Consider the following 20145-nt stretch of genomic DNA (forward strand, 5'->3'; position numbering starts at 1 on the left):
GACTAGGGTCTGGCCAGGGCGGCATCCTGAGCGTACGGTGACCGCATGTGCCGCAACATCCACACGCTCCACAACTTCGAGCCCGCCGCCACCGACGATGAGGTGCGCGCTGCGGCGCTGCAGTACGTGCGCAAGATCTCGGGCGTCACCAAGCCTTCCCGGGCCAATGCGGCGGCGTTCGACCGGGCCGTGGACGAGATCGAGCACGCCACGCGCCACCTGCTGGCGGACCTCGTCGCCGTGGCGCCCCCGAAGAACCGCGAGGAGGAGGCGGCGAAGGCTCGCGCCCGTGCCGAGAAGTCCGGGCGCTACTCGCCCCGCGTCGCCTGAGGCCGCCGCCGGCGCGGCCGCGGCGCGTCGAGGCCGATGTGGATGCGGGTGCGCTTGCGCTCGACGACGATGAACGCCGTCCCGACGATCCACAGCGGAACCTGCACGAGGAACGCCAGACGGAAAGCGTCGAGCGTGTAGGTCGCGGGCGTGCCCGCGCCCTGCAGGTCGAGTGCCACGCCGATGAGGAAGATCGCGATCAGCGACGCGAGGAAGCCGCCGGAGTTCGTGATCCCGGTCGCCGTGCTGAGCCGGTGCGAGGGGTTGTGGGTGCGGGCGTGGTCGAAGGCGACCATCGATGCCGGTCCGCCCATCGCGAGCGCCACCGCCAGTGCGAGCAGCAGCCACAGGGGTGAGGCGCCGGGCTGTGCGATGACGACGAGCCACACCAGCGCCTGCACGGCGATCGACGGCAGCACGAGGGCGCGCGAGCGCAGCGTCGGCACGCGGCTCGACAGCGACCCCATGACGGGGCCGATGAGGATGCCGGACAGCACGTACACCGTCGTCACGACGGCCGCCTCGCCCTGCGTCAGCCCCTCACCGGCGGTGAGGAAGGGGAAGCCCCAGAGCATGACGAAGGCCGATCCGGCGAACGGCGTGGTGAAGTGCGACCAGAACGCCAGCCGGGTGCCGGGGTGCGACCAGGCGGCACGGATGCCGACGCGGTTGTCCACGGCGGAGGTGACCACCCGGATCGATCCGGTGTCGGTGTCGACGGTGACGTCGGAGTCGAGGTCGGGTGGGTGGTTGCGGATCACCGCGAAGACGAGCACCGCGAAAAGGACGCCGAGCCCGGCGACGCTGCCGAAGGCCACCGACCAGCTCGTGGCGTGCAGGAGCGCCGCCAGCGGCACGACCGCCACGATCTGCCCCAGCTGACCGACGATCCCGGTGACCTGCACCATCACGGGTCCACGCTGCGCGGGGAACCACGTGGCGATGAGCCGCAGCACGCTCGGGAAGATCGCGGCATCCCCTGCGCCCAGCAGCATGCGCGCCGCGATCGCGATGCCCACGTTGGGTGACAGCGCCATCACGAGCTGCCCGACGGCCATGAGCACCATGCCCGCCGTGATGAGGGGTCGGGCGCCGTACCGGTCGAGCATCAGTCCCACGGGGATCTGCATCGCGCCGTACACGCCGAGCTGGATGACGGCGAACATCGACAGGGTCGAGGCGTCGATGTCGAAGCGGTGCGCGGTGTCGACGCCCACCGCCGACAGCGACGTGCGGTTGACCACCGACAGGATGTAGGCCGCGACGCCGACGGCCCAGATCGTCCAGCTGCGCCACGAGGGGGCGGAGGCGGGGAGCACGGCGGTCACGGCGGAACCAGCCTACGCGGGCGATCCTCCAGGAGGATGTCGGAAGCGCCGATTACCGTGAAGGCATGCGCATCCTGCACACCTCCGACTGGCATATCGGGCGCACCTTCCACGGGCACGCGACCCTCGATGCCCTGCGCGTCGTGCTCGACGCGATGGTGACGCAGGTGCGCCAGAACGACGTCGACGTCGTGATCGTCGCCGGCGACGTGTTCGACTCGGCCACCCCGGCCGCCGCCTGCTACGCACTGCTCACCGACACCCTCGTCGCGCTGGCCGACGCCGGCGCTCAGGTCGTCGTGACCAGCGGCAACCACGACTCCGCCGCCCGGCTCGGCTTCCAGTCGGCGCTGCTGCGCGAGGGCATCCACGTCGTCACCGACCCGCAGACCGCCGGCACGCCGCTCACCTTCACCGACGCGCACGGTGCCGTCCACGTCTACGCGCTGCCGTTCCTCGAGCCTGCGCTGCTGCGGCATGTGTGGCCGGGTGTTCGGTCGCAGGCCGATGTCATGACCCACGCGATGCACCTGGTGCGGACTGATCTCGCCGAGCGCGGCGGGCGCTCGGTCGCGGTGGCGCACTGCTTCGCCGCCGGCGTCGAGCCGACGCCGCACCTCGAGCGCGACATCCAGCAGGGCGGGCTCGACGTCGTGCCGCTGTCGGCGTTCGACGGCGTGGACTACATGGCCCTCGGCCACATCCACGGGCGCCAGCGCCTGTCCGATGCGGTCCGCTACGCCGGCGCCCCGCTGCACTACAGCTTCGGCGAGGGCGACAAGCCGCGGGGGTCGTGGCTGGTCGAACTCGGCGCCGCCGGTCTCACCGAGGTCACCTGGCTCGAGCTGCCCGTGCCCCGCCGGCTGGTCACGCTCACCGGTCCTCTCGACGAACTGCTCGCCGACGAGCGCTTCGCCGTGCACGAGGATGCCTGGGTGTCGGTGGAGTACACCGACCCGCTGCCGCAGCGCGATCCGATGCGCCGGCTGCAGCAGCGCTTCGCCCACTGCGCGTGCGTCGCCCACCGACCCGCCGAGACGATGCCCGACGACGGCCGCAGCTACTCGCAGCGGGTGCGCGCCGCGCGCAGCGACCGCGAGCTGCTCGACGTGTTCCTGCGGCACGTGCGGGAGGGGGAGGGCGCGAACGACCGCGAGAGTGCGCTCATCGACGACCTGCTCGACGACCGCACCCTCGCCGAGGCGGCGACGTGAAGCTGCACCGGCTGGAACTGACGGGCTTCGGGCCGTTCCTGGCCACCCAGACGGTCGACTTCGACGCGTTCGACCGTGACGGCATCTTCCTCATCTCGGGTCGCACCGGCGCGGGAAAATCCAGCATCCTCGACGGGGTGAGCTTCGCCCTGTACGGCAGCGTGCCGCGCTACGACTCCGGCGACAAGCGCCTGCGCAGCGATCACTGCACCCCTGACGACCCCACCGAGGTGCGGCTGGAGTTCACGGTCGCCGGCCGTCGGTGGCGGGTCACCAGGGCGCCGGAGTACCAGCGGCCGGCGCGGCGTGGTGGGGGACTGACCACCGAGCCGACCCGCGCGACGCTCGAGGAGCAGGTCGCGGGGGAGTGGGTCGGGCGCGCCGCGAAGCCGCGCGATGTCGGGCTCGCCCTCGACGAGATCCTGGGCCTGAACGCCCAGCAGTTCCAGCAGGTGATCCTGCTGGCGCAGAACAAGTTCTCGCGCTTCCTCCTCGCCTCGGGAGCCGAGCGCCAGCCGCTGCTGCGCACGCTCTTCGGCACCCGGCGATACGAGGAGTACGTGCGCGTCCTCGCCGAGCGCAGCAAGGAGGCCGCGAGGAGTCTCGACACGCTCGGGGAGCACGCCCGCACGCTGCTCGACCAGGCCGAGCGCCTCATCGCCGAGCACGCGCTCGCCGGTGAAGGCGGGGTGCCGACCGATCTCGCCGGGCGCCGCAACGCCGCAGAGCGGGCCGTCCAGCGTGCCGACTACCGGCAGGAGACCCTCACACGCGCGCGGGCGGATGCCGACGCCGCGTTCGCTGCGGCGACGGCGGCTCATGCCGAGCGCGTGGCCCTGGCCAAGGCGCACGCCGACCTCGCGCAGGCCCGCGACCGGCTGGCATCCCTCGAGGGCGATGCGGAGAGCATCGCCTCCGACCGCATCACGATGGAGCGCGCCCGCGCAGCCGAAGCCCTGCGCTCGGTGCTCGACATGGCGACCCGCACGGCGCAGGCCGCTGCCGAGGCGACGTCCGCGGCGACCCAGGCCGACGAGGCATGGGCCCTCCTGGCCTCCGACCCCGAGGCAGACCTCGCCGTCGTCGAGGAACAGCTCACCGGCGACCTGGCGGTGTGGGCCGCCGCCGCGGCCCAGGAGTCCGCGCTCGCCGACCGCGAGGCCGAGCGTGCCGCTGCCCGAAGCCGGGTCGCCGTGCTCGAGCACGAACTCGCGACGCTCGACGAGCAACGTGCTCAGATCCCCGCCGAGCTGACGCGGCTGCGCGACCAGCTCGCCGATGCGCGCACGCGCGCCGCCGTTCTCGCGGGCGCGACCGCTCACCGTGACGGCCTCGCGGCTCGCGTCGCCGCGGCCAGGGAGACAGAGACGCTCGGGGTCGTGCTGCGCGAGGCCGATGCCGCCCATCGCGACGCCGCCGCGCTGTCGGCCGCCGCGGCTGCCGGTGTGGCGGTGCTGCTGCAGCGACGACTCGACGGCTACGCCGGAGAGCTTGCGGCCGCGTTGATCGACGGCGAGCCGTGCGCCGTGTGCGGTGCCACGGCGCACCCGGCCCCCGCCGCGCGCGGCGACGAGCCGGTGACGGATGAGCTGCTGGCCGAAGCAGAAGCGCAGCGCGATGCCGCACTGGCAGCCGAGCGCGCCGCGTCGGACGCTGCGCGCGCCGCGCGTGACGCGCACGCTCACGCGGCCGCGCGAGCCGGCGGCGAGGGCGTCGAGTCCCTCGAGACACAGCTGGCGGCCGCCGAGGCCGCTGTGGGCGCCGCCGCTGCCGCTGCCGGTGAGGGTGACCGCCTCGACGCGCAGTGCCGGCAGCTCGAAGAGCTCGAAGCCGTCTCGCTCACGGCGCGCGACGGCCTGGCCGCCGACCTGAACTCGGCACGTGAAACCGCCGCAGCGCTGGACGCGACCGTGACGGCCATGGGTGAGACCATCGCGGCCGCACGGGGGGACCACCCCACCGTGGCCGACCGTGTCGCCGTGGCCACGGCGCAGCGAGACGCCGCCCGCGCGTGCCGTGCTGCCCGCGCCACCGCTGCTCGCGCCGTGGAAGACCGTGACGCGGCGGTCGCCGAGCGAGACGCCCGCCTCGCGGCATCCGTGTTCACCGACGCCGACGACGCCGCGGCGGCGCTGCGCGACGATCGTGTGGTGCGGGAGCTCGTCGACCGCATCGGCGCTCACGACGCAGCTCTGGCCGCCACGCGCCAGCGCGCCCTCGAACTCGAACTGGAACTGGCCGGGGCGCCCGATGAACCGGTGGATCTCGCGGCGTCTCAGGCCACGGTCGACGCGGCCGACGCCACTCGTTCGACCGCCATCGCCGCCGAGCGCGACGCGCAGAACGTCGCCGCGCGGCTGCGCGACCTGCTCGTGCAGGCCGACGACGCCTATGCCGCCGTCGCCGCCCACGCAGAGGAGGCCGAAGCGGTGCGCCGGCTCGCCGACACGGTGGCCGGGCGTGCGCCGAACACGATGAAGATGGACCTCGAGACGTTCGTGCTCGCCGCCGAGCTCGAGGAGATCGTGGCAGCGGCCAACGTGCGGCTCGGGGAGATGTCGGCGGGGCGCTACACCCTGCACCACACCGACGCCCGCGCGGCCCGGGGTGCCGCGTCCGGGCTGGGCATCGAGGTGCTCGACGCGCACACCGGCCGCCTGCGCCCGCCGCAGTCGCTGTCGGGGGGCGAGACGTTCCTGGCCTCCCTGGCCCTGGCGCTGGGCCTGGCCGAGGTCGTCACCGCGCGCGCCGGGGGACTGCGGTTGGACACGCTGTTCATCGATGAGGGATTCGGCTCACTCGATGCCGACACGCTCGAGCTGGCGATGCGCACCCTCGACGAACTGCGCGCCGGTGGCCGTACCGTCGGCGTCATCAGTCACGTCGAGGCGATGAAGGAGCAGCTGCCCGCTCAGCTGCTCGTCGAAGCGACCCCCCGAGGCCCCAGCGTGATCACCCAGGACGCGCCCGTCCCGGCGGCCTCGTAAGCTGGGGGGATGAACAAGAGCACACTGTGGACCGTCGTCGGTGTCATCGTCGCTGTCGTGATCGCCTGGGTGCTCGTGGAGGTGCTGGGCGCCTTCCTCGTGTTCGCGTTCAAGCTGGCCATCGTCGCCGTCGTCGCGGTGATCGTCTTCCTCGTGCTGCGCGTGGCCTTCTCCGGCTCGCGGCGCTGAGCGGAGGTCCGCGGTGAGTTCGGTCGACCCTGAGAAGAACAAGCCCTCTCCGGCCCGTATCGGCGTCTGGCTCGTCGTGGGCACCATCGGCGTGTACATGCTCACCTCGGGGGTCATCGGGATCCTCTCCGGCGGCAGCTGAGCCGGCGGTATTCACGGCCCGGCCCCGTGGCCCCGGGGCGGGACCTGGGCGAAGATGGTGGACGGCTTCGGCCGGAGAAGAGGAATGACATGGAATCCGTCCTGCTCGAGACGCCTGAGGCGATCACTGCCCGGCTGGGCTGGGACCCCGCCGTCAGCGTGCACGATCGACGGCGCATCCTGACGCGCGAGATCGTCGCGAAGCTGCAGAAGTGCGAGCCCCACGAGATCCGCGTCGAACGCGAGCCCCCGCGAGGCTACGGCTACCACACCCGCCTCATCGCCTCCCGCGACGGCGTCGAGCTGCCGTACGAGGTCAAGACCGCCAGCTATCGCTCCGCCACGGTCGTCGCCGTCGCCGATCCGGCGCTGCCGCTGGGACTGGACGTGCGGGACATGCACCCGGATGCCGCTGACATCCACATGATGCAGAAGCACTCGCACCTGTTCAACGAGGACGACATCCCAGCGCTCCTGGACCACTGGACGAAGGTGCAGGCCGTGCTCGAGGCCGACGGGCGCGGCGTGCGCGTGGCGGCGGAGCGGGTGAAGCTCGACGCGGCCAGGCGCAAGGGATGGCTTCCTGACCGCAAGCTCGGCTACCACCTGCTCGACGCCTCCCGCGATGGGTGGATCATCACCATCGCCTACGGCGCAATGCCCGTCTGACCCTCCCTCACCGCCACGCACCTCGCGGCGCCGCAACGCACCCGGCGGCGCCGGCCGGCGGTGCCGGCCGACCGCTGACTACCTGTCGGTCAGCGCGGCGTCGAGTTCCGCGAGCCAGGCCCGCGCGTTGCCGTCGCTGGGCGCCCGCCAGTCGCCGCGGGGCGAGAGCGAGCCTGCCGCGGCGACCTTGGGGCCGTTCGGGATCGCCGACCGCTTGAACTGCGCGAAGCCGAAGTACCGCTGCAGGAAGACCCGCAGCCACCGCACGATCGTCTCGCGGTCGTAGCCGTACCGCTCTTCGGCGGGGAACCCGGGCGGCCAGGAGCCGGCATCCGGGTCGGCCCACGCGTGCTCGGCGAGGAACGCGATCTTCGAGGGGCGCAAGCCGTAGCGCAGCACGTACGCGAGGGTGAAGTCGTGCAGCGCGTACGGGCCGATCGTGTCCTGCGTCGACTGCACCTTGCCGTCTTCGCCTGCGGGCACCAGCTCGGGGCTGATCTCGGTGTCGAGCACGGAGCGCAGCACGGCGACCGCATCGTCGGACAGCCGGGTCGCAGCGTCGTCGGCGGTGCCGCCGCTGCCGGGCCGGTGCGCGATCACCCAGCGGATGATGTGCTGGATCAGCGTCTTCGGCACACCCGCGTTGACGGCGTAGTGGCTCATGTGGTCGCCGACGCCGTAGGTCGCCCAGCCGAGCGCGAGCTCGGACAGGTCGGACGTGCCGATGACGATGCCGTTCTCGCGGTTGGCGATGCGGAAGAGGAAGTCGGTGCGGACGCCGGCCTGCACGTTCTCGAAGGTGACGTCGTACACCGGCTCGCCGGAGGCGTAGGGGTGCCCGATGCCCTTCAGCAGCTCGTTCGCCGCGGGACGGATGTCGATCGTCTGGATGCTGGCGCCGATCGCCTCGGCGAGGGCGATCGCGTTGGTCTTGGTGTGCTCGCTCGTCGCGAACCCCGGCATCGTGTAGGCGAGGATGTCGCTGCGCGGCCGGCCCATGCGGTCCATCGCGCGCGCGACGACCAGCAGGGCATGGGTGGAGTCCAGCCCGCCGCTCACGCCGATGACAGGGCGCGGCCCGCCGATCGCGCGCAGGCGCTGCTCCAGGCCCGACACCTGGATGTTGAACGCCTCGTAGCAGTCCTGGTCGAGGCGGGCCGGGTCGTCGGGCACGAACGGGAAGCGGTCCAGGGGCCGGCGAAGTCCCACATCGGTCGCCGGCGGGTCGAGGAACAGCTCCACCGTGAGGAACTCGCCGCCGTCGGCGAGACGGTTGTCGTCGAACGTCCCCTGCCGCAGGCGCTCCTGTCGCAGCCGGTCGAGGTCGACGTCGACGACGGTGCGGCGCGGCCCTTCGGGGAAACGCTCGGTCTCCCCCAGCAGCGCGCCTGCCTCGTAGACCATGGTCTGGCCGTCCCACGACACGTCGTTCGTGGACTCGCCCATGCCGGCGGCGGCATACGCGTACGCGGCGAGGCAGCGCAGCGACTGGGACTGGCAGAGGATCTTGCGATCGTCGGCCCGGCCGATCGTGATCGGACTGCCCGAGAGGTTGGCCAGCACCGTCGCGCCGGCCAGCGCGGCCCGTGACGACGGCGGGATGGGCACCCAGACGTCTTCGCAGACCTCGGCGTGCAGCACGAGCCCCGGCACATCGCGCACCTCGAACAGCAGGTTGTTGCCGAACACGGCTTCATGGATGCCGATGCGGATCGGCTCGCCCGACCATGCCTCTCCCGCCGCGTACCAGCGGCGCTCGTAGAACTCCCGGTACGTCGGCAGGTACGACTTCGGCGCGACCCCGACGACCTCGCCGCGGTGGATGACGACGGCGCAGTTGTAGAGGCGGTTGCGATGGCGCAGCGGCGCCCCGACGACGAGCACGGGGAAGAGGTCGACGGATGCCGCGACGAGGCGCTCGATCGCGCGCTCCACGGCATCCAGCACGGCGTCCTGCATCACGAGGTCCTCGATGGCGTACCCGGTGAGGCAGAGCTCGGGGAAGACGGCGACGGCGACGGTGTCGTCGTGGCACCCCCGCCACGACTGCAGCACCGACTCGGCGTTGGTGGCCGGGTCGGCCACAGCCAGGGGGATCGTGCACGCGGCGATGCGGGTGAACCCGTGACGGTAGACGCTCTCGAAGGGGAGGCTCATGGCTCCAGTCTGGCAGGGTGCACGCGCGGTGCACGGAGAGGGTTGCGCGTCGCTGCCGGAGGCGGGCTCGCCGGGATCGTTCGCGACCGCTCCTCAGGCGGCCCGGGGCGCCGCGCTCGGTGTCCGAACCCGCGGCTAGGGTCGAAGGCGAAAGGGGAACATGCGATACATCGAGGACGAAGCCCGAATCGTCTGGAGCGCGAGCGACCTGAAAGCGGCCGCGGAATGCGAGTTCGCCTGGCTGCGCGCCATCGACGCGAAGCTGGGACGCATCGCCGCCGTGGACGAGGTGGAAGACCTCACGCTCGAGCGCGCCGGCCGTCTCGGCATCGCGCACGAGCTGCGCGTGCTCGACGACTACCGCCGCGCGTTCCCCGGCAGGGTCATCGAGATCCCCGAGGCGCGGTCGAGCGATGCCGCGGCGCTCGCCGATGCGGTCGCGCTCACCCGAGAGGCGCTGCGCTCCGACGCCGCCGTCATCTACCAGGCCGCGTTCGCCGCACCCGATTTCGTGGGCTTCGCGGACTTCCTCGTGCGCGACCCCGCCACAGCGGACGCCGACGGCCACGGCCGCTGGGTCGTTCAGGACACCAAGCTCGCCCGGCACGCCCGGGTCACGGCGCTGATGCAGCTCGCGGCCTACGTCGTGCAGCTCGACGCGCTGGGGGTCGCGCGGGCCGACCACGTCGAGCTGCTGCTCGGCGACGGCACCACGTCGCGTCACGCGGTGCGGGACCTGCTGCCGACGTTCCGCCTGCGCCGCGCCCGGCTGCTCGCGCTCATCGCCGACCGCGACGTCGCCGCCGGCGCGGCGGGTGCGCCGATCGCCTGGGGAGACCCGCGTGGTGAGCTGGGCGTCATCGCCTGCGGGCGCTGCGCCACCTGCGACCTGGAGGTCATCGCCCACCGGGATCTGCTGCTCGTGGCCGGCATGCGGCCGGTGCAGCGCGACCGGCTGCGGGCCGCGGGCGTGACCACGATCGACGCGCTCGCCGCCGCCGACGAGGCTCCGCCGCGCATGTCGTGGGACACCTTCGCCAGCCTGCGCACCCAAGCCCGGCTGCAGCTGGAGAGCCCTGCCGGTGTGCCGGACACCGTCGCGGTCATCGAGCGGGCGGAGCGAGACGAGACACCGGTGCCCGCGCCGCTGCCGACCTTCGAGGTCGTCTTCCCGCAGGCGCTGGGCGCCCTGCCGCTTCCCGACGCCGGCGACCTCTTCTTCGACTTCGAGGGCGACCCGCTGTACACGGAGGGCGCAGGCACCACCTGGGGCATCGACTACCTCTTCGGCTGGGTCGATGTGCGGGAGCAGTACAGCGCCCTCTGGGCGCACAGCTTCGCCGAGGAGCGCGCCGCGTTCGAGCGCTTCCTCGATCTCGTCGCGCTGCGCCGCCGCGAGCGCCCCGGCATGCACATCTACCACTACGCGCCCTACGAGCCGACCCACCTGCTGCAGATGGCCGCTCGCTACGGCGTGCGCGAGGGCGAGGTCGACCGGCTGCTGCGCGACGGCGTCTTCGTCGACCTCTACCCGATCGTGCGCCGGGCGCTGCGGGTGGGGTCGCGGTCCTACTCGATCAAGAAGCTCGAACCGCTGTACATGGGCGCTGAGGTGCGCACCAGCGACGTGCAGCGCGGCGACGACTCCATCGTGAAGTACGTGCAGGCGCGGGCCGCTGCCGCCGACGGCGACGCCGCGGCATCCGAGGCCGTGCTCGCCGACCTCGCCGACTACAACCGCTACGACTGCGTCTCCACGCGGCGCCTCCGGGACTGGCTGGTCGAGCGTGCGAAGGACGCCGGCATGCGACCCTCGGTCGAGCCCGACCCCGTCGACGCCGGGTACGAGCCGTCGCCGCGCGCCGAGGCGCTGGGACGCCTCGCCGAAGGGCAGGCGGAGTCCGACGCGCAGGCGCTGCGCCTGGCCGCCGCCGCCATCGACTACTACCCTCGCGAGCGCAAGACGTTCTGGGCGACGCACTTCCTGCGGCTGCGCGAGCCGGTGTCGGTGTGGGCAGACAGTCGCGACGTCGTCGTGTTCGACGCCGAGCGCTCTCGCGTCGTGCAGGACTGGCACCGTCCCGAGGGCGGCCGCGTCGACCGCCGCCTGGTGGAGCTGCGGGGCGAGCTCGCCCCGGGCACGCGCCTGAAGGAGCGCGGCCGGCCCTTCGTCGTCTACGAGCGCCCCGCGCCCTTCCCCGTCGATGCCGGACCCCGCGCCCTGCATGCGGCACGCTCAGCGGAGATCGTCGAGGTGCTCGACGACGGCGTCGTCGTGAGCGAAACGCCCGTCGACGGGTTCACCTGGTCGGAGCTCCCGGTCGCGCTCACTCCCGAGGGGCCGCCCGCCGCCGGCAGCCAGCAGGGCGCCATCGACGAATGGGCCGATGCCGTCATCGCCGCCGCGCCCGCTCTGCCCGCCGATGCCGCGACCGACCTGCTGCGACGAGTGCCGCCGCGCAGCCGGTCGGGCGCGCTCGTCCGCGGCACGGGTGACATCGTGGCGGACATCACCGCCTCGATCGCCGACCTCGACCGCAGCTACCTCGCCGTGCAGGGGCCCCCCGGCACCGGAAAGACCTATGTCGGGTCTCACGTGATCGCGCGCCTCGTCGCCGAGCGCGGCTACCGCGTCGGAGTCGTCGCGCAGTCGCACGCCGTCGTGGAGAACATGCTCGACCGCGTCGTCGCCGCCGGGGTGCCGAAGGCGCAGGTCGCCAAGGCGCTGAAGGATGCGCCGACGGGGGAGGAGTCCTTCACCGTCATCGCGAAGAACGGCGTGCAGGCGTTCACCGCAGAGCAGACGGCCGGGTACGTCATCGGGGGCACCGCCTGGGACTTCTGCCACCCGACCCGGGTGCCACGGCAGAGCCTCGACCTGCTCGTCATCGACGAGGCCGGGCAGTTTTCCCTGGCATCCACCATCGCCGTGTCCGTCGCGGCTTCTCGGCTTCTGCTGCTGGGCGATCCGCAGCAGCTGCCGCAGGTGAGCCAGGGCACGCATCCCGAGCCGGTGGACACCTCCGCCCTCGGCTGGGTGATGGACGGCGCCGAGGTGATCGACGCGGCCCACGGATACTTCCTGGCCCAGACCTGGCGCATGCATCCCGCCGTCGCAGGACCCGTCTCGCAGCTGGCGTACGCCGGCGAGCTGGCATCGCACCCGTCTGCCGCCGAGCGATTGGTCGGCGGCATCGAGCCGGGCGTGCACCCGATCCCCGTGCGCCACCACGGCAATGCCACCCAGTCACCCGAAGAAGCAGACGAGGTCGTGCGGATCGTCCGCGACGTCGTCGGGCGCGCCTGGACCGACGGCGCCGGTGCGCCGCCGAGGCCGCTCACCGCCCGCGACGTCATCGTGGTGACGCCCTACAACGCCCAGCAGGTGGTCGTGGAGGAGGCCCTCGCCGCGGCGGGCTTCGGCGAGGTGCCCGTCGGCACCGTCGACCGGTTCCAAGGGCAGGAGGCGGCGATCGCGATCGTCTCGCTCGCGGCATCCAGCGGACGCGATGCGCCGCGCGGGCTGGAGTTCCTGCTGCTGCAGAACCGCCTCAACGTCGCCGTCTCACGGGCGAAGTACGCCGCCTACATCGTGTACGCGCCCGGCGTGCTCGACGACCTGCCGCGTACACCCGAGGGGGTGGCCCGGCTCAGCGCGTTCGCGCGCCTGGTCGGCGCCTGAGGCCCCGCGCAGCGCCGTCGGCGCATCGCACCGCGCGGCGGGGTCTCAGACGGTGCCGTAGAGGCGGTCGCCGGCGTCGCCGAGACCGGGCACGATGTACCCCTTCTCGTCGAGCCGCTCGTCCAGCGCACCCAGCACCAGGGTCACATCGCGGTCGCCGACCTGGCGCTCGATGGCAGCGACACCCTCGGGTGCGCCCAGGATGCAGATGGCGGTGACGTCCTGCGCGCCGCGCGCGAAGAGGAAGTCGATCGCCGCACCCAGCGAGCCGCCGGTGGCGAGCATGGGGTCCAGCACGAAGCACTGCCGGTCGCTGAGGTCGTCGGGCAGGCGCTCGGCGTAGGTGGCCGGCTGCAGCGTCACCTCGTCGCGGAGCATTCCCAGGAAGCCCACCTCGGCGGTCGGCATGAGCCGGACCATGCCCTCGAGCATGCCGAGACCGGCGCGCAGGATCGGCACGACGAGGGGGCGGGGCTCGCTGAGCTTCACGCCGGTGGTCTCGGTCACGGGCGTGCGGATCGACACCGGGTCCACCCGCACCTGGCGGGTCGCCTCGTAGGCGAGCAGGGTGACGAGTTCCTCCACCAGCTGTCGGAACATCGGCGACGGTGTGCGCTCGTCGCGCAGCACGGTCAGCTTGTGGGTGATGAGGGGGTGGTTGGCCACGTGCACACGCATGAGTCCAGCCTACGCGGTGGGGTCGTCCGCCACCGTCGTCGGCCGCGAGAGCCTGCGCGAGACGCTCGGATCCGACGTCGTCGGCTGCGGCGATGGGCGCAGCTCCCTCTTCGCACGGGTGCGGGGCAATAGCCTGGAGCGCGTGACCCTGCCTGCCCGAGACGCCGACCTGGCGGCGATGGACCGTGCGCTGGCGCTCGCCGCCGAGGCCGCCGCGCACGGCGACATCCCCGTCGGCGCCGTGGTGACCGATGCGACCGGCGCCGTCATCGGCGAGGGCCGCAACCTGCGCGAGGCCACCGGTGACCCGCTGGCGCACGCCGAGGTGGTGGCGATGCGCGCCGCCGCCCAGACGCTCGGCTCGTGGAATCTCTCCCGATGCACCCTCGTGGTGACGCTGGAGCCGTGCCTGATGTGCGCGGGTGCGCTCCTCCAGGCCCACGTGGACCGTCTCGTGTACGGCGCGTGGGACGACAAGGCGGGAGCGGCGGGGTCGATGTACGACGTCGTGCGCGACCGGCGCCTGCCGCACCGCGCCGAGGTCGTCGCCGGGGTGCGCGAGGCGCAGTCGGTGGCGCTGCTGCGCGCCTTCTTCGGCGCCCGTCGCGAATTCTGAACCTGGTCGGCCGGCGGGCGGGGTCCGCCTCGCGACCCTCGGTCCGCGAGGCGGACCCCGCCCGATGGCGTCAGTCCGAGGAGGCGATGACGATCGCCTCGGTGGGCGGTGCGGGGTCGGCGCGACGGCCGATGTAGCCGATGTTCGCCAGCAGAGCCTGGCGGAACTCCGCCGGGCGCTCGAGGTGGGGGGAGTGGCCGACGCCCTCGAGGGCGACCTCGACCACGTCGCCACCGCCCTGGGCATAGGCGCCCAGCACATCGCGGGTCTGCGTGACCATCGCCTGCGCCGGCGCCGCGTCGACGCCCGGCCAGTCCGGCACGATCCCCAGCTGTCCCAGCTGGTTGTAGTCGAAGAACGACGCGTCGGACACGATCGCGTCGGAGGTGCCGTGCACCCAGAGGATCGGCGGCTTCGGGTCGAGGTCGACGACGCCCGACACATCGAAGTAGCGCGGCGCGAGGGCGTTGAGCACGCCGGTGGTCCCCGGGGCGAAGCCCGGCCAGTTGTCACTGTGGGCGGTGTCGCCGGGATAGTTGCCCGACGCGGTGGACGTGGTGAGCATCGAGGCGACCCACAGGTCCTCGTGCTCGGTGCGGTAGCCCGCGGCGACGTAGGAGTTGCGGAAGACGTTGCGCGGCGAGGTGGATGCCTCGTCGCCGGTGTCCCGGTCGTTGAGACGCTGCACGAAGTCGGGGTTGGCCGCTCCCGCCCCGCATCCCGCGTCGTCATCGGTGAGCCTGCTGCCGTCGCGGCGCGTGCCGCCGAAGCCGTAGGGGGAGATGGGGGACTCCAGGGTCAGCGACCGTGCGCCGTGGTCGAGGGCGTACTGCATCACGACCCCGGCCCCCAGCGACCAGCCCACGAGGTGCACGGCGCTCAGCCCCAGGGCATCCAGGGTGGCGTGCAGGTCGTCGCTGAAGTCGCGCACGCCGCGGGTGGCGTCGACGGGGGCGTGGTCGGTGCCGCCGAACCCGCGCAGGTCCACCGCGAGGGCGCGCAGCTCTCCGGGGAGGTCCTGCATGATCTCCTGCCAGAACAGGCTCGACGAGACGTTCCCGTGCACGAACACCACGGTGCGGTCCTCCGGGGTGGCCGGGTCGTCCGCGGCGCGCTCGAGGATGTTCACCGTCAGCCGCGGCGTCTCGATGAGGCGCGACTGGATCCCGTCGAGGAGGGTCTGCATGATGCGTCCTGCGTCCTTCGTCTGCTCGATGCAAGCGGGTGCGGGCCGCGCCCGTGCTCGTCACTATAGCCGCGCGCCCGTTGCGCCGACGGGGCCGGGCATGCGCCGGTGAGTCCCGCCGGTCGTCTGCGAGGATGGCCCCATGACCTCCGCTCTGCCCCCCATCGCGATCCTCGGCGCCGGCTCCATGGGGGGTGCGGTGCTGCACGGTCTCGTGCGCTCGGCATCCGCGCCGCAGGTCACCGTGACCAACCGCACCGGGGCCAAGGCCGCGGCGCTGGAAGGGCTTCCCGGCGTGCGCAGCATCGCCCTCGAGCGGGATCCGCAGGGCAACGTGCGCGCGGCGGAATCCGCCGACATCGTGCTCATCGGGGTGAAGCCCGCCTTGGTGCCCGATCTGCTGCGCGAGATCGCTCCGGCCGTGCGGCCGGGCACGGTCGTGGTGAGCCTGGCGGCCGGCGTCACCGTCGCCACATTCGAGTCGATCCTGGGTCCTCGGGTGCCGGTGCTGCGGTCCATGCCCAACACCCCCGCCCTCGTCGGCAAGGGCGTCACGGGGCTCGCTCCCGGCACCACCGCCGACGCGGACCACGTCGCGCTGGTGCGTCGGCTGTTCGAGACGGTCGGCGCCGTCGTCGAGGTGCCCGAAGAGCAGATCGACGCCCTGTCCACCATCTCGGGCTCGGGCCCCGCCTACGTCTTCCTCCTCATCGAGGAGCTCACCGCCGCCGCCCGGGGCAAGGGCTTCGCCGACGCCGACGCGCGCCTCATGGTGCAGCAGACCTTCCTCGGCGCGACCGCGCTGCTGGAGTCATCCGGTGAGGATCCCGCAGAGCTGCGGCGTCAGGTGACGAGCCCGAAGGGCACCACCGAGCGGGCCGTCGCGGTGCTGCAGCACGCCGATCTGGCGGGACTGTTCGCCCGCGCCACGGATGCCGCGCTCGCACGTGCCCGGGAGCTGGCAGCCGGCGACTGAAGCTTGCGCGGCCTCAGCGGTCGAGGCCGGCGAACCTCTCGATGTCGGAGTTCGTGCCCGACACGATGATGAGGTCGTGGTTGGTGACGACCGTGTTCGCCTCGGCATACCGGAAGGGCTTGCCGGGACTCTTCACCCCGACGACGGTCACCCGGTACTTCGTGCGCACGCCGGATTCGTTCAGCCCGACGCCGCGGATGAACTTCGGCGGATACATCTTCGCCAGCACGAAGTCGTCGTCGAAGCGGATGAAGTCCAGCATGCGGCCGCTGACGAGGTGCGCCACGCGCTCGCCGGCCTCACGCTCGGGGTAGACGACGTGGTTCGCCCCGACGCGGGCCAGGATCTTGCCGTGCGACTGCGAGACGGCCTTCGCCCAGATCTGCGGCACCTTCAGGTCCACGAGGTTCGCGGTGATGAGCACCGACGCCTCGATCGACGAGCCGGTCGCGACGATGGCCACCTGGAAGTCCTGTGCGCCCACCTGCTTGAGGGCGTCGATGTTGCGCGCGTCGGCCTGCACCGTGTGGGTGACGCGCTCGGACCACTTCTGCACGAGCTCGAGGTTCGCGTCGATCGCGAGCACGTCGCGGTCGAGGCGGTCGAGTTCCCCCGCGCAGGCGGCGCCGAAGCGACCGAGTCCGATGACGAGGACGGGAGCGTCTCCCCGGATCTGCTCAACCAACGATCGGCCTTTCCACCGGCATCGAGTACAGCTGCGAACGCGCTGTCGCGGCGATGGCCGCGGCGAGAGTCACTGTACCAACGCGGCCCATGAACATCGTCGCGGCCATGACGTAGATGCCCGAGTCGGGCAGCTCCGCGGTGAGTCCCGTCGACAGCCCGACGGTGGCGAACCCGGAGATCACGTCGAACAGCACGAATTCGATGGGCGCCTTGGTGATCTGCGCGATCGTGATGGTCGACAGCGCGACGATGGTCGCTCCCCACGCCACGACCGAGAGCGCGACGCGCTGCACGTCGCTGGGGATGCGGCGTCCGAAGGCTTCGACCTGCTGGCGCCCCTTGGCCTCCGACCACACCGCCAGCGCCAGCACCGCCAGCGTCGTCACCTTGATGCCGCCCGCCGTGGAAGCCGAGCCGCCGCCGACGAACATGAGCATCGAGCCGACCACGAGCGAGGAGCCGTTGAGTTCTCCGATGTCGATGAGCGAGAAGCCGCCGGACCGGGTCATCGCCGAGAGGAACAGCGATTGGAACGCGGTGTCCCAGGCATCCATCGCCCCGAAGGTCTTCGGATTGGCGTATTCCAGGCTGACCACCGCCACGGCCCCCGCGAAGAAGAGCACCACGGTGGTGATGAGGGTCAGTTTGGTGTGCAGCGACCAGCGGCGCACGTGCCAGGTGTGTCGCCACAGGGTGAAGATCACCGGGAAGCCGATGGAGCCCAGGAAGACGCCGATCATCAGCACGGTCAGGAAGTAGTAGTCGTCGGCGAAGGGAGCCAGACCTTCGGCGTTCGGGACGAATCCGGTATTCGTGAAGGACATCGCCGCGTAGTAGGGGGCCTCCCACAGGGCGCTGAGGGGATCGATGCCGGCTGCGAGCAGGGCGGGATAGATGAGCACCGCGAGCGCGGCCTCGATGATGAGGGTCGACAGCGCCACGGTCGAGAGCATCTGGCCGACTTCACCCAGCCGCACCGTCTGCCCTTCGTTGACGGGCCCGCCGTGGGCGCGCAGCGGATTGGTGTCGCCGGCGGCGATGAGCTTCGCGCGCAGGCCGAGCCGTTTGGAGATCACCAGCCCCAGGATCGAGGCGAGGGTCAGCACGCCCAGTGCCCCGACGTTCACGCCGATGTAGGTGATGACATGGCCCAGCGGCGACCAGTGCGCGTACATGTCGACCGTGGAAAGTCCGGTCACGCAGATCGTGGAGACGGCCGTGAACAGGGCATCCGCCAGCGGGGTCGCCCGACCGTCCGCCGCGGCGGCGGGAAGCGAGTACAGCGCCGTGAACACGAGGATGAGTACGACGAAGACCATCACCGCGAATCGTGCGGGAGAGGAGGTCGTCAAATCGCGGAAGGTGTCGCGGATGCGATTCATTCGCGCGAGGGCGCGGCTACGCAGCCGGGTGCCGACGGTTCGCCCCGTCATGCGGGGTCCTCCTCGCTCTCGGATCCGTGTCATGGTACTCCCGCAGGGGCGCGGCTAACCTATACCCCATGGCGGATATCTTCGACGTGATCGCCGACGGCACCCGTCGGGAGATCCTGCAGCTCCTTCTCGCGCGCACGTCGGGCGGTGAGCACGGTGGCACGAGCGTGTCCCGCATCGTGGCGGATCTCGGTGTCAGTCAGCCGACGGTGTCCAAGCATCTCAAGGTCCTGCGCGAGGCAGGGCTCGTCTCCGTGCGCGAGGAAGGGCAGCATCGCTACTACAGCCTCTCCACGGCGCCGCTGGACATCGTGGACGACTGGCTCATGCCGTTCATGCTGGAAGAGGAGCAGGAGGAGCTCCCCGCCCTCCCCGGATCCGCCGCGCAGGCGGCGGAGGCTGTCGGGCGCGCCGCGGCATCCGCGAAGCATGCCCTCTCGAGCGTGTTCAGCAGGATGCCGGGGCGCTGAGCCCTACACCACAGCCGTCCCAGTGGTCACACCGGTTTACAGCCGTCGCATGCGGACCCTAGAGTGTGGTCATCACGAGGGGGAACCATGGCTGAACTGCCGGATATGCGATTCTTGACGGTCGCCGAGGTCGCCGAGCTCATGCGCGTCTCCAAGATGACGGTCTACCGCCTCGTGCATGCCGGCGAGCTCCCCGCCGTGCGCTTCGGCCGCAGCTACCGCGTGCCCGAGAGTGCCGTCGTGGATGCCTTGCAACGTCCTATCGCCGACGTCGGCTAGACTGATCCGAGGCATTTTTCCGTTTGCCCGATCCCGGGTGTGGTTCCACCACTCCCAGACCCCTGACATAGTGAGGTTTTCCGTGGGTTCAGTCATCAAGAAGCGCCGCAAGCGCATGGCGAAGAAGAAGCACCGCAAGCTGCTTCGCAAGACTCGCCACCAGCGCCGCAACAAGAAGTAAGCGGCATCCCACACAAGCGCCCCCGACCGGTTCACCGCGTCGCAGGGGGCGCTTCGTGTTCTGAAGGCCGGGTGTGAAAGGACCGTCATGAAGTCGATCACCGTCCAGCAGCTGCGCGAGCGCCAGGGCACTCCGCTCATCGATGTGCGCGAAGAGCACGAGTTCGCCGCCGGCCACGTGCCCGGTGCGGTGAACCTGCCGATGTCGCAGCTGGGCGACCTGCTCGATCGTCTGCCCGACGAGCCGTTCGACGTCATCTGCCAGGCCGGCGGCCGCTCCGCGCAGGTGGTGACCGCGCTCGAGCAGCGCGGCTACGACGCCACCAATGTGGCGGGCGGCACCGGGGAGTGGATCGCTTCAGGCTTTCCCGTCGAGCACTGACGTGACCAGGCTCACCCTCATCTCCAAGCCCGACTGCCACCTCTGCGACGTGGCGCGGGAGGTCGTCGAGACCGTCGTCGCCGAGTTGCCCGAAGAGAGCGTCACCGTCGACGAGCTGTCGATCCAGGACGACCAGGCTCTCCACGACCTGTGGTGGGAGAAGATCCCGGTCGTCCTCGTCGACGGTCGGCTGCACGCCCACTGGCGCGTCTCGCCCGACCGGCTGCGCGCCGCACTGACCGAGGAGGTCTCCCGATGATCCGTCACGTCGCGGCGTTCAAGCTCGCCGATGCTGACCCCGCCGTGCGCTCGGCGCAGGCTGCCGAGGCCGCGCGCCGGCTCACCGCGCTCGTGGGCGTGGTGCCGTCGCTGCGCGCCATGAGCGCCGGCGCCGAGGCACTGCACCTTCCCGGCAACTGGGACCTCGTGCTGGTGGCGGACTTCGACGACGCCGCCGGTCTCGACGCCTACCAGGTGCATCCCGCGCACGAAGAGGTCGCGGCCTTCATCGGCGGCCTGCGCTCCGACCGCGCCGCCGTGGACTTCGAGGTCTGAGCCGCC

Annotated in this window: 21 protein-coding genes; 15 read left to right on the forward strand and 6 right to left on the reverse strand. The window is 71.7% G+C overall.

What is annotated here, in order from left to right; genetic code table 11:
• Positions 1-45 precede the first annotated feature (45 nt).
• Complete coding sequence (locus tag QNO26_RS02680; RefSeq protein ID WP_257526156.1) at positions 46-330, forward strand: DUF2277 domain-containing protein; 285 nt, start codon at positions 46-48, stop codon at positions 328-330.
• Here the strand turns inward: QNO26_RS02680 and QNO26_RS02685 are convergent.
• Positions 309-1658 (reverse strand): MFS transporter, encoded by a 1350-nt coding sequence (locus QNO26_RS02685; protein WP_257526155.1) that lies wholly within the window; start codon positions 1656-1658, stop codon positions 309-311. The genes QNO26_RS02680 and QNO26_RS02685 overlap by 22 nt on opposite strands.
• Positions 1659-1723: 65 nt before the next feature.
• On the opposite strand from QNO26_RS02685, the gene QNO26_RS02690 reads away from it, so the two are divergent.
• The 5 genes from QNO26_RS02690 to QNO26_RS02710 all read left to right on the forward strand — a co-directional run bounded on the left by QNO26_RS02690 (position 1724) and on the right by QNO26_RS02710 (position 6858).
• On the forward strand, positions 1724-2872 hold the full coding sequence (locus tag QNO26_RS02690; RefSeq protein WP_257526154.1) for an exonuclease SbcCD subunit D: 1149 nt from the start codon (positions 1724-1726) through the stop codon (positions 2870-2872).
• Positions 2869-5859, forward strand: a complete 2991-nt coding sequence (locus QNO26_RS02695; protein ID WP_257526153.1) for an AAA family ATPase — start codon at positions 2869-2871, stop codon at positions 5857-5859. Before QNO26_RS02690 ends, QNO26_RS02695 begins: the two co-directional genes overlap by 4 nt.
• A 9-nt stretch (positions 5860-5868) precedes the next feature.
• Positions 5869-6048 carry a hypothetical protein gene (locus QNO26_RS02700; protein ID WP_257526152.1) on the forward strand — a complete coding sequence of 60 codons (180 nt, stop codon included), beginning with the start codon at positions 5869-5871 and terminating at the stop codon, positions 6046-6048.
• A gap of 13 nt (positions 6049-6061) precedes the next feature.
• Positions 6062-6190 carry a hypothetical protein gene (locus tag QNO26_RS02705; protein ID WP_257526151.1) on the forward strand — a complete coding sequence of 43 codons (129 nt, stop codon included), beginning with the start codon at positions 6062-6064 and terminating at the stop codon, positions 6188-6190.
• Positions 6191-6279: 89 nt separating this feature from the next.
• Entirely contained in the window at positions 6280-6858 is a 579-nt protein-coding gene (locus QNO26_RS02710) for a hypothetical protein (RefSeq protein WP_257526150.1), read from the forward strand.
• A gap of 78 nt (positions 6859-6936) precedes the next feature.
• Here the strand turns inward: QNO26_RS02710 and QNO26_RS02715 are convergent, their stop codons facing one another.
• Positions 6937-9015 (reverse strand): NAD(+) synthase, encoded by a 2079-nt coding sequence (locus QNO26_RS02715; protein ID WP_257526149.1) that lies wholly within the window; start codon positions 9013-9015, stop codon positions 6937-6939.
• A gap of 160 nt (positions 9016-9175) precedes the next feature.
• Here QNO26_RS02715 and QNO26_RS02720 point away from each other — a divergent pair, with 160 nt between their 5' ends.
• Complete coding sequence (locus QNO26_RS02720) at positions 9176-12697, forward strand: TM0106 family RecB-like putative nuclease (protein ID WP_257526148.1); 3522 nt, start codon at positions 9176-9178, stop codon at positions 12695-12697.
• A gap of 45 nt (positions 12698-12742) precedes the next feature.
• Here the strand turns inward: QNO26_RS02720 and upp are convergent, their stop codons facing one another.
• Positions 12743-13375, reverse strand: a complete 633-nt coding sequence (gene upp / locus QNO26_RS02725) for a uracil phosphoribosyltransferase (protein WP_257526147.1) — start codon at positions 13373-13375, stop codon at positions 12743-12745.
• A 178-nt stretch (positions 13376-13553) separates the two neighbouring features.
• Here upp and QNO26_RS02730 point away from each other — a divergent pair, with 178 nt between their 5' ends.
• Positions 13554-13991, forward strand: a complete 438-nt coding sequence (locus QNO26_RS02730) for a nucleoside deaminase (RefSeq protein ID WP_257526332.1) — start codon at positions 13554-13556, stop codon at positions 13989-13991.
• 70 nt (positions 13992-14061) lie between these two features.
• Here QNO26_RS02730 and QNO26_RS02735 read toward each other — a convergent pair whose 3' ends face one another.
• Positions 14062-15177, reverse strand: a complete 1116-nt coding sequence (locus QNO26_RS02735) for an alpha/beta fold hydrolase (protein ID WP_257526146.1) — start codon at positions 15175-15177, stop codon at positions 14062-14064.
• A 142-nt stretch (positions 15178-15319) separates the two neighbouring features.
• Between QNO26_RS02735 and proC the strand changes: the two genes are divergently transcribed.
• On the forward strand, positions 15320-16153 hold the full coding sequence (gene proC, locus QNO26_RS02740) for a pyrroline-5-carboxylate reductase (protein WP_257526145.1): 834 nt from the start codon (positions 15320-15322) through the stop codon (positions 16151-16153).
• Positions 16154-16166: 13 nt separating this feature from the next.
• Here the strand turns inward: proC and QNO26_RS02745 are convergent, their stop codons facing one another.
• Positions 16167-16838 (reverse strand): potassium channel family protein, encoded by a 672-nt coding sequence (locus QNO26_RS02745; RefSeq protein ID WP_257526144.1) that lies wholly within the window; start codon positions 16836-16838, stop codon positions 16167-16169.
• A complete protein-coding gene (locus QNO26_RS02750; RefSeq protein WP_374679341.1) occupies positions 16831-18273 on the reverse strand; it encodes a TrkH family potassium uptake protein in 1443 nt (480 codons plus the stop codon). Before QNO26_RS02750 ends, QNO26_RS02745 begins: the two co-directional genes overlap by 8 nt.
• Before the next feature lie 68 nt (positions 18274-18341).
• On the opposite strand from QNO26_RS02750, the gene QNO26_RS02755 reads away from it, so the two are divergent.
• The 6 genes from QNO26_RS02755 (at position 18342) to QNO26_RS02780 (ending at position 20139) form a co-directional block, all read left to right on the forward strand.
• Positions 18342-18743: an ArsR/SmtB family transcription factor gene (locus tag QNO26_RS02755; protein ID WP_257526143.1), complete on the forward strand. Its 402-nt coding sequence runs from the start codon at positions 18342-18344 to the stop codon at positions 18741-18743.
• A gap of 87 nt (positions 18744-18830) precedes the next feature.
• Entirely contained in the window at positions 18831-19022 is a 192-nt protein-coding gene (locus QNO26_RS02760; RefSeq protein ID WP_257526142.1) for a helix-turn-helix domain-containing protein, read from the forward strand.
• Between the two features lie 82 nt (positions 19023-19104).
• A complete protein-coding gene (locus tag QNO26_RS02765; RefSeq protein ID WP_003792170.1) occupies positions 19105-19203 on the forward strand; it encodes a 30S ribosomal protein bS22 in 99 nt (32 codons plus the stop codon).
• An 87-nt stretch (positions 19204-19290) separates the two neighbouring features.
• Entirely contained in the window at positions 19291-19584 is a 294-nt protein-coding gene (locus QNO26_RS02770; RefSeq protein ID WP_257526141.1) for a rhodanese-like domain-containing protein, read from the forward strand.
• Between the two features lies 1 nt (position 19585).
• The gene (locus tag QNO26_RS02775; protein WP_257526140.1) at positions 19586-19843 is read left to right on the forward strand and encodes a glutaredoxin family protein; all 258 of its coding nucleotides are present in this window, start codon (positions 19586-19588) and stop codon (positions 19841-19843) included.
• Complete coding sequence (locus tag QNO26_RS02780) at positions 19840-20139, forward strand: Dabb family protein (RefSeq protein WP_257526139.1); 300 nt, start codon at positions 19840-19842, stop codon at positions 20137-20139. The genes QNO26_RS02775 and QNO26_RS02780 overlap by 4 nt, the downstream gene beginning before the upstream one ends.
• Positions 20140-20145: the final 6 nt, after the last annotated feature.

It is taken from the genome of Microbacterium sp. zg-Y1090 (genome assembly GCF_030246945.1).
Classification (GTDB): Bacteria; Actinomycetota; Actinomycetes; order Actinomycetales; family Microbacteriaceae; genus Microbacterium; species Microbacterium wangruii.

Bases quoted from the DNA above. Each gene is read 5' to 3' on its own strand.
- QNO26_RS02680 (WP_257526156.1), top strand. From the start codon at position 46: ATGTGCCGCAACATCCACACGCTCCACAACTTCGAGCCCGCCGCCACC.
- QNO26_RS02690 (WP_257526154.1), top strand. From the start codon at position 1,724: ATGCGCATCCTGCACACCTCCGACTGGCATATCGGGCGCACCTTCCAC.
- QNO26_RS02700 (WP_257526152.1), top strand. From the start codon at position 5,869: ATGAACAAGAGCACACTGTGGACCGTCGTCGGTGTCATCGTCGCTGTC.
- QNO26_RS02710 (WP_257526150.1), top strand. From the start codon at position 6,280: ATGGAATCCGTCCTGCTCGAGACGCCTGAGGCGATCACTGCCCGGCTG.
- QNO26_RS02715 (WP_257526149.1), bottom strand. From the start codon at position 9,015: ATGAGCCTCCCCTTCGAGAGCGTCTACCGTCACGGGTTCACCCGCATC.
- QNO26_RS02720 (WP_257526148.1), top strand. From the start codon at position 9,176: ATGCGATACATCGAGGACGAAGCCCGAATCGTCTGGAGCGCGAGCGAC.
- upp (WP_257526147.1), bottom strand. From the start codon at position 13,375: ATGCGTGTGCACGTGGCCAACCACCCCCTCATCACCCACAAGCTGACC.
- QNO26_RS02730 (WP_257526332.1), top strand. From the start codon at position 13,554: ATGGACCGTGCGCTGGCGCTCGCCGCCGAGGCCGCCGCGCACGGCGAC.
- QNO26_RS02735 (WP_257526146.1), bottom strand. From the start codon at position 15,177: ATGCAGACCCTCCTCGACGGGATCCAGTCGCGCCTCATCGAGACGCCG.
- proC (WP_257526145.1), top strand. From the start codon at position 15,320: ATGACCTCCGCTCTGCCCCCCATCGCGATCCTCGGCGCCGGCTCCATG.
- QNO26_RS02750 (WP_374679341.1), bottom strand. From the start codon at position 18,273: ATGACGGGGCGAACCGTCGGCACCCGGCTGCGTAGCCGCGCCCTCGCG.
- QNO26_RS02755 (WP_257526143.1), top strand. From the start codon at position 18,342: ATGGCGGATATCTTCGACGTGATCGCCGACGGCACCCGTCGGGAGATC.
- QNO26_RS02760 (WP_257526142.1), top strand. From the start codon at position 18,831: ATGGCTGAACTGCCGGATATGCGATTCTTGACGGTCGCCGAGGTCGCC.
- QNO26_RS02770 (WP_257526141.1), top strand. From the start codon at position 19,291: ATGAAGTCGATCACCGTCCAGCAGCTGCGCGAGCGCCAGGGCACTCCG.
- QNO26_RS02780 (WP_257526139.1), top strand. From the start codon at position 19,840: ATGATCCGTCACGTCGCGGCGTTCAAGCTCGCCGATGCTGACCCCGCC.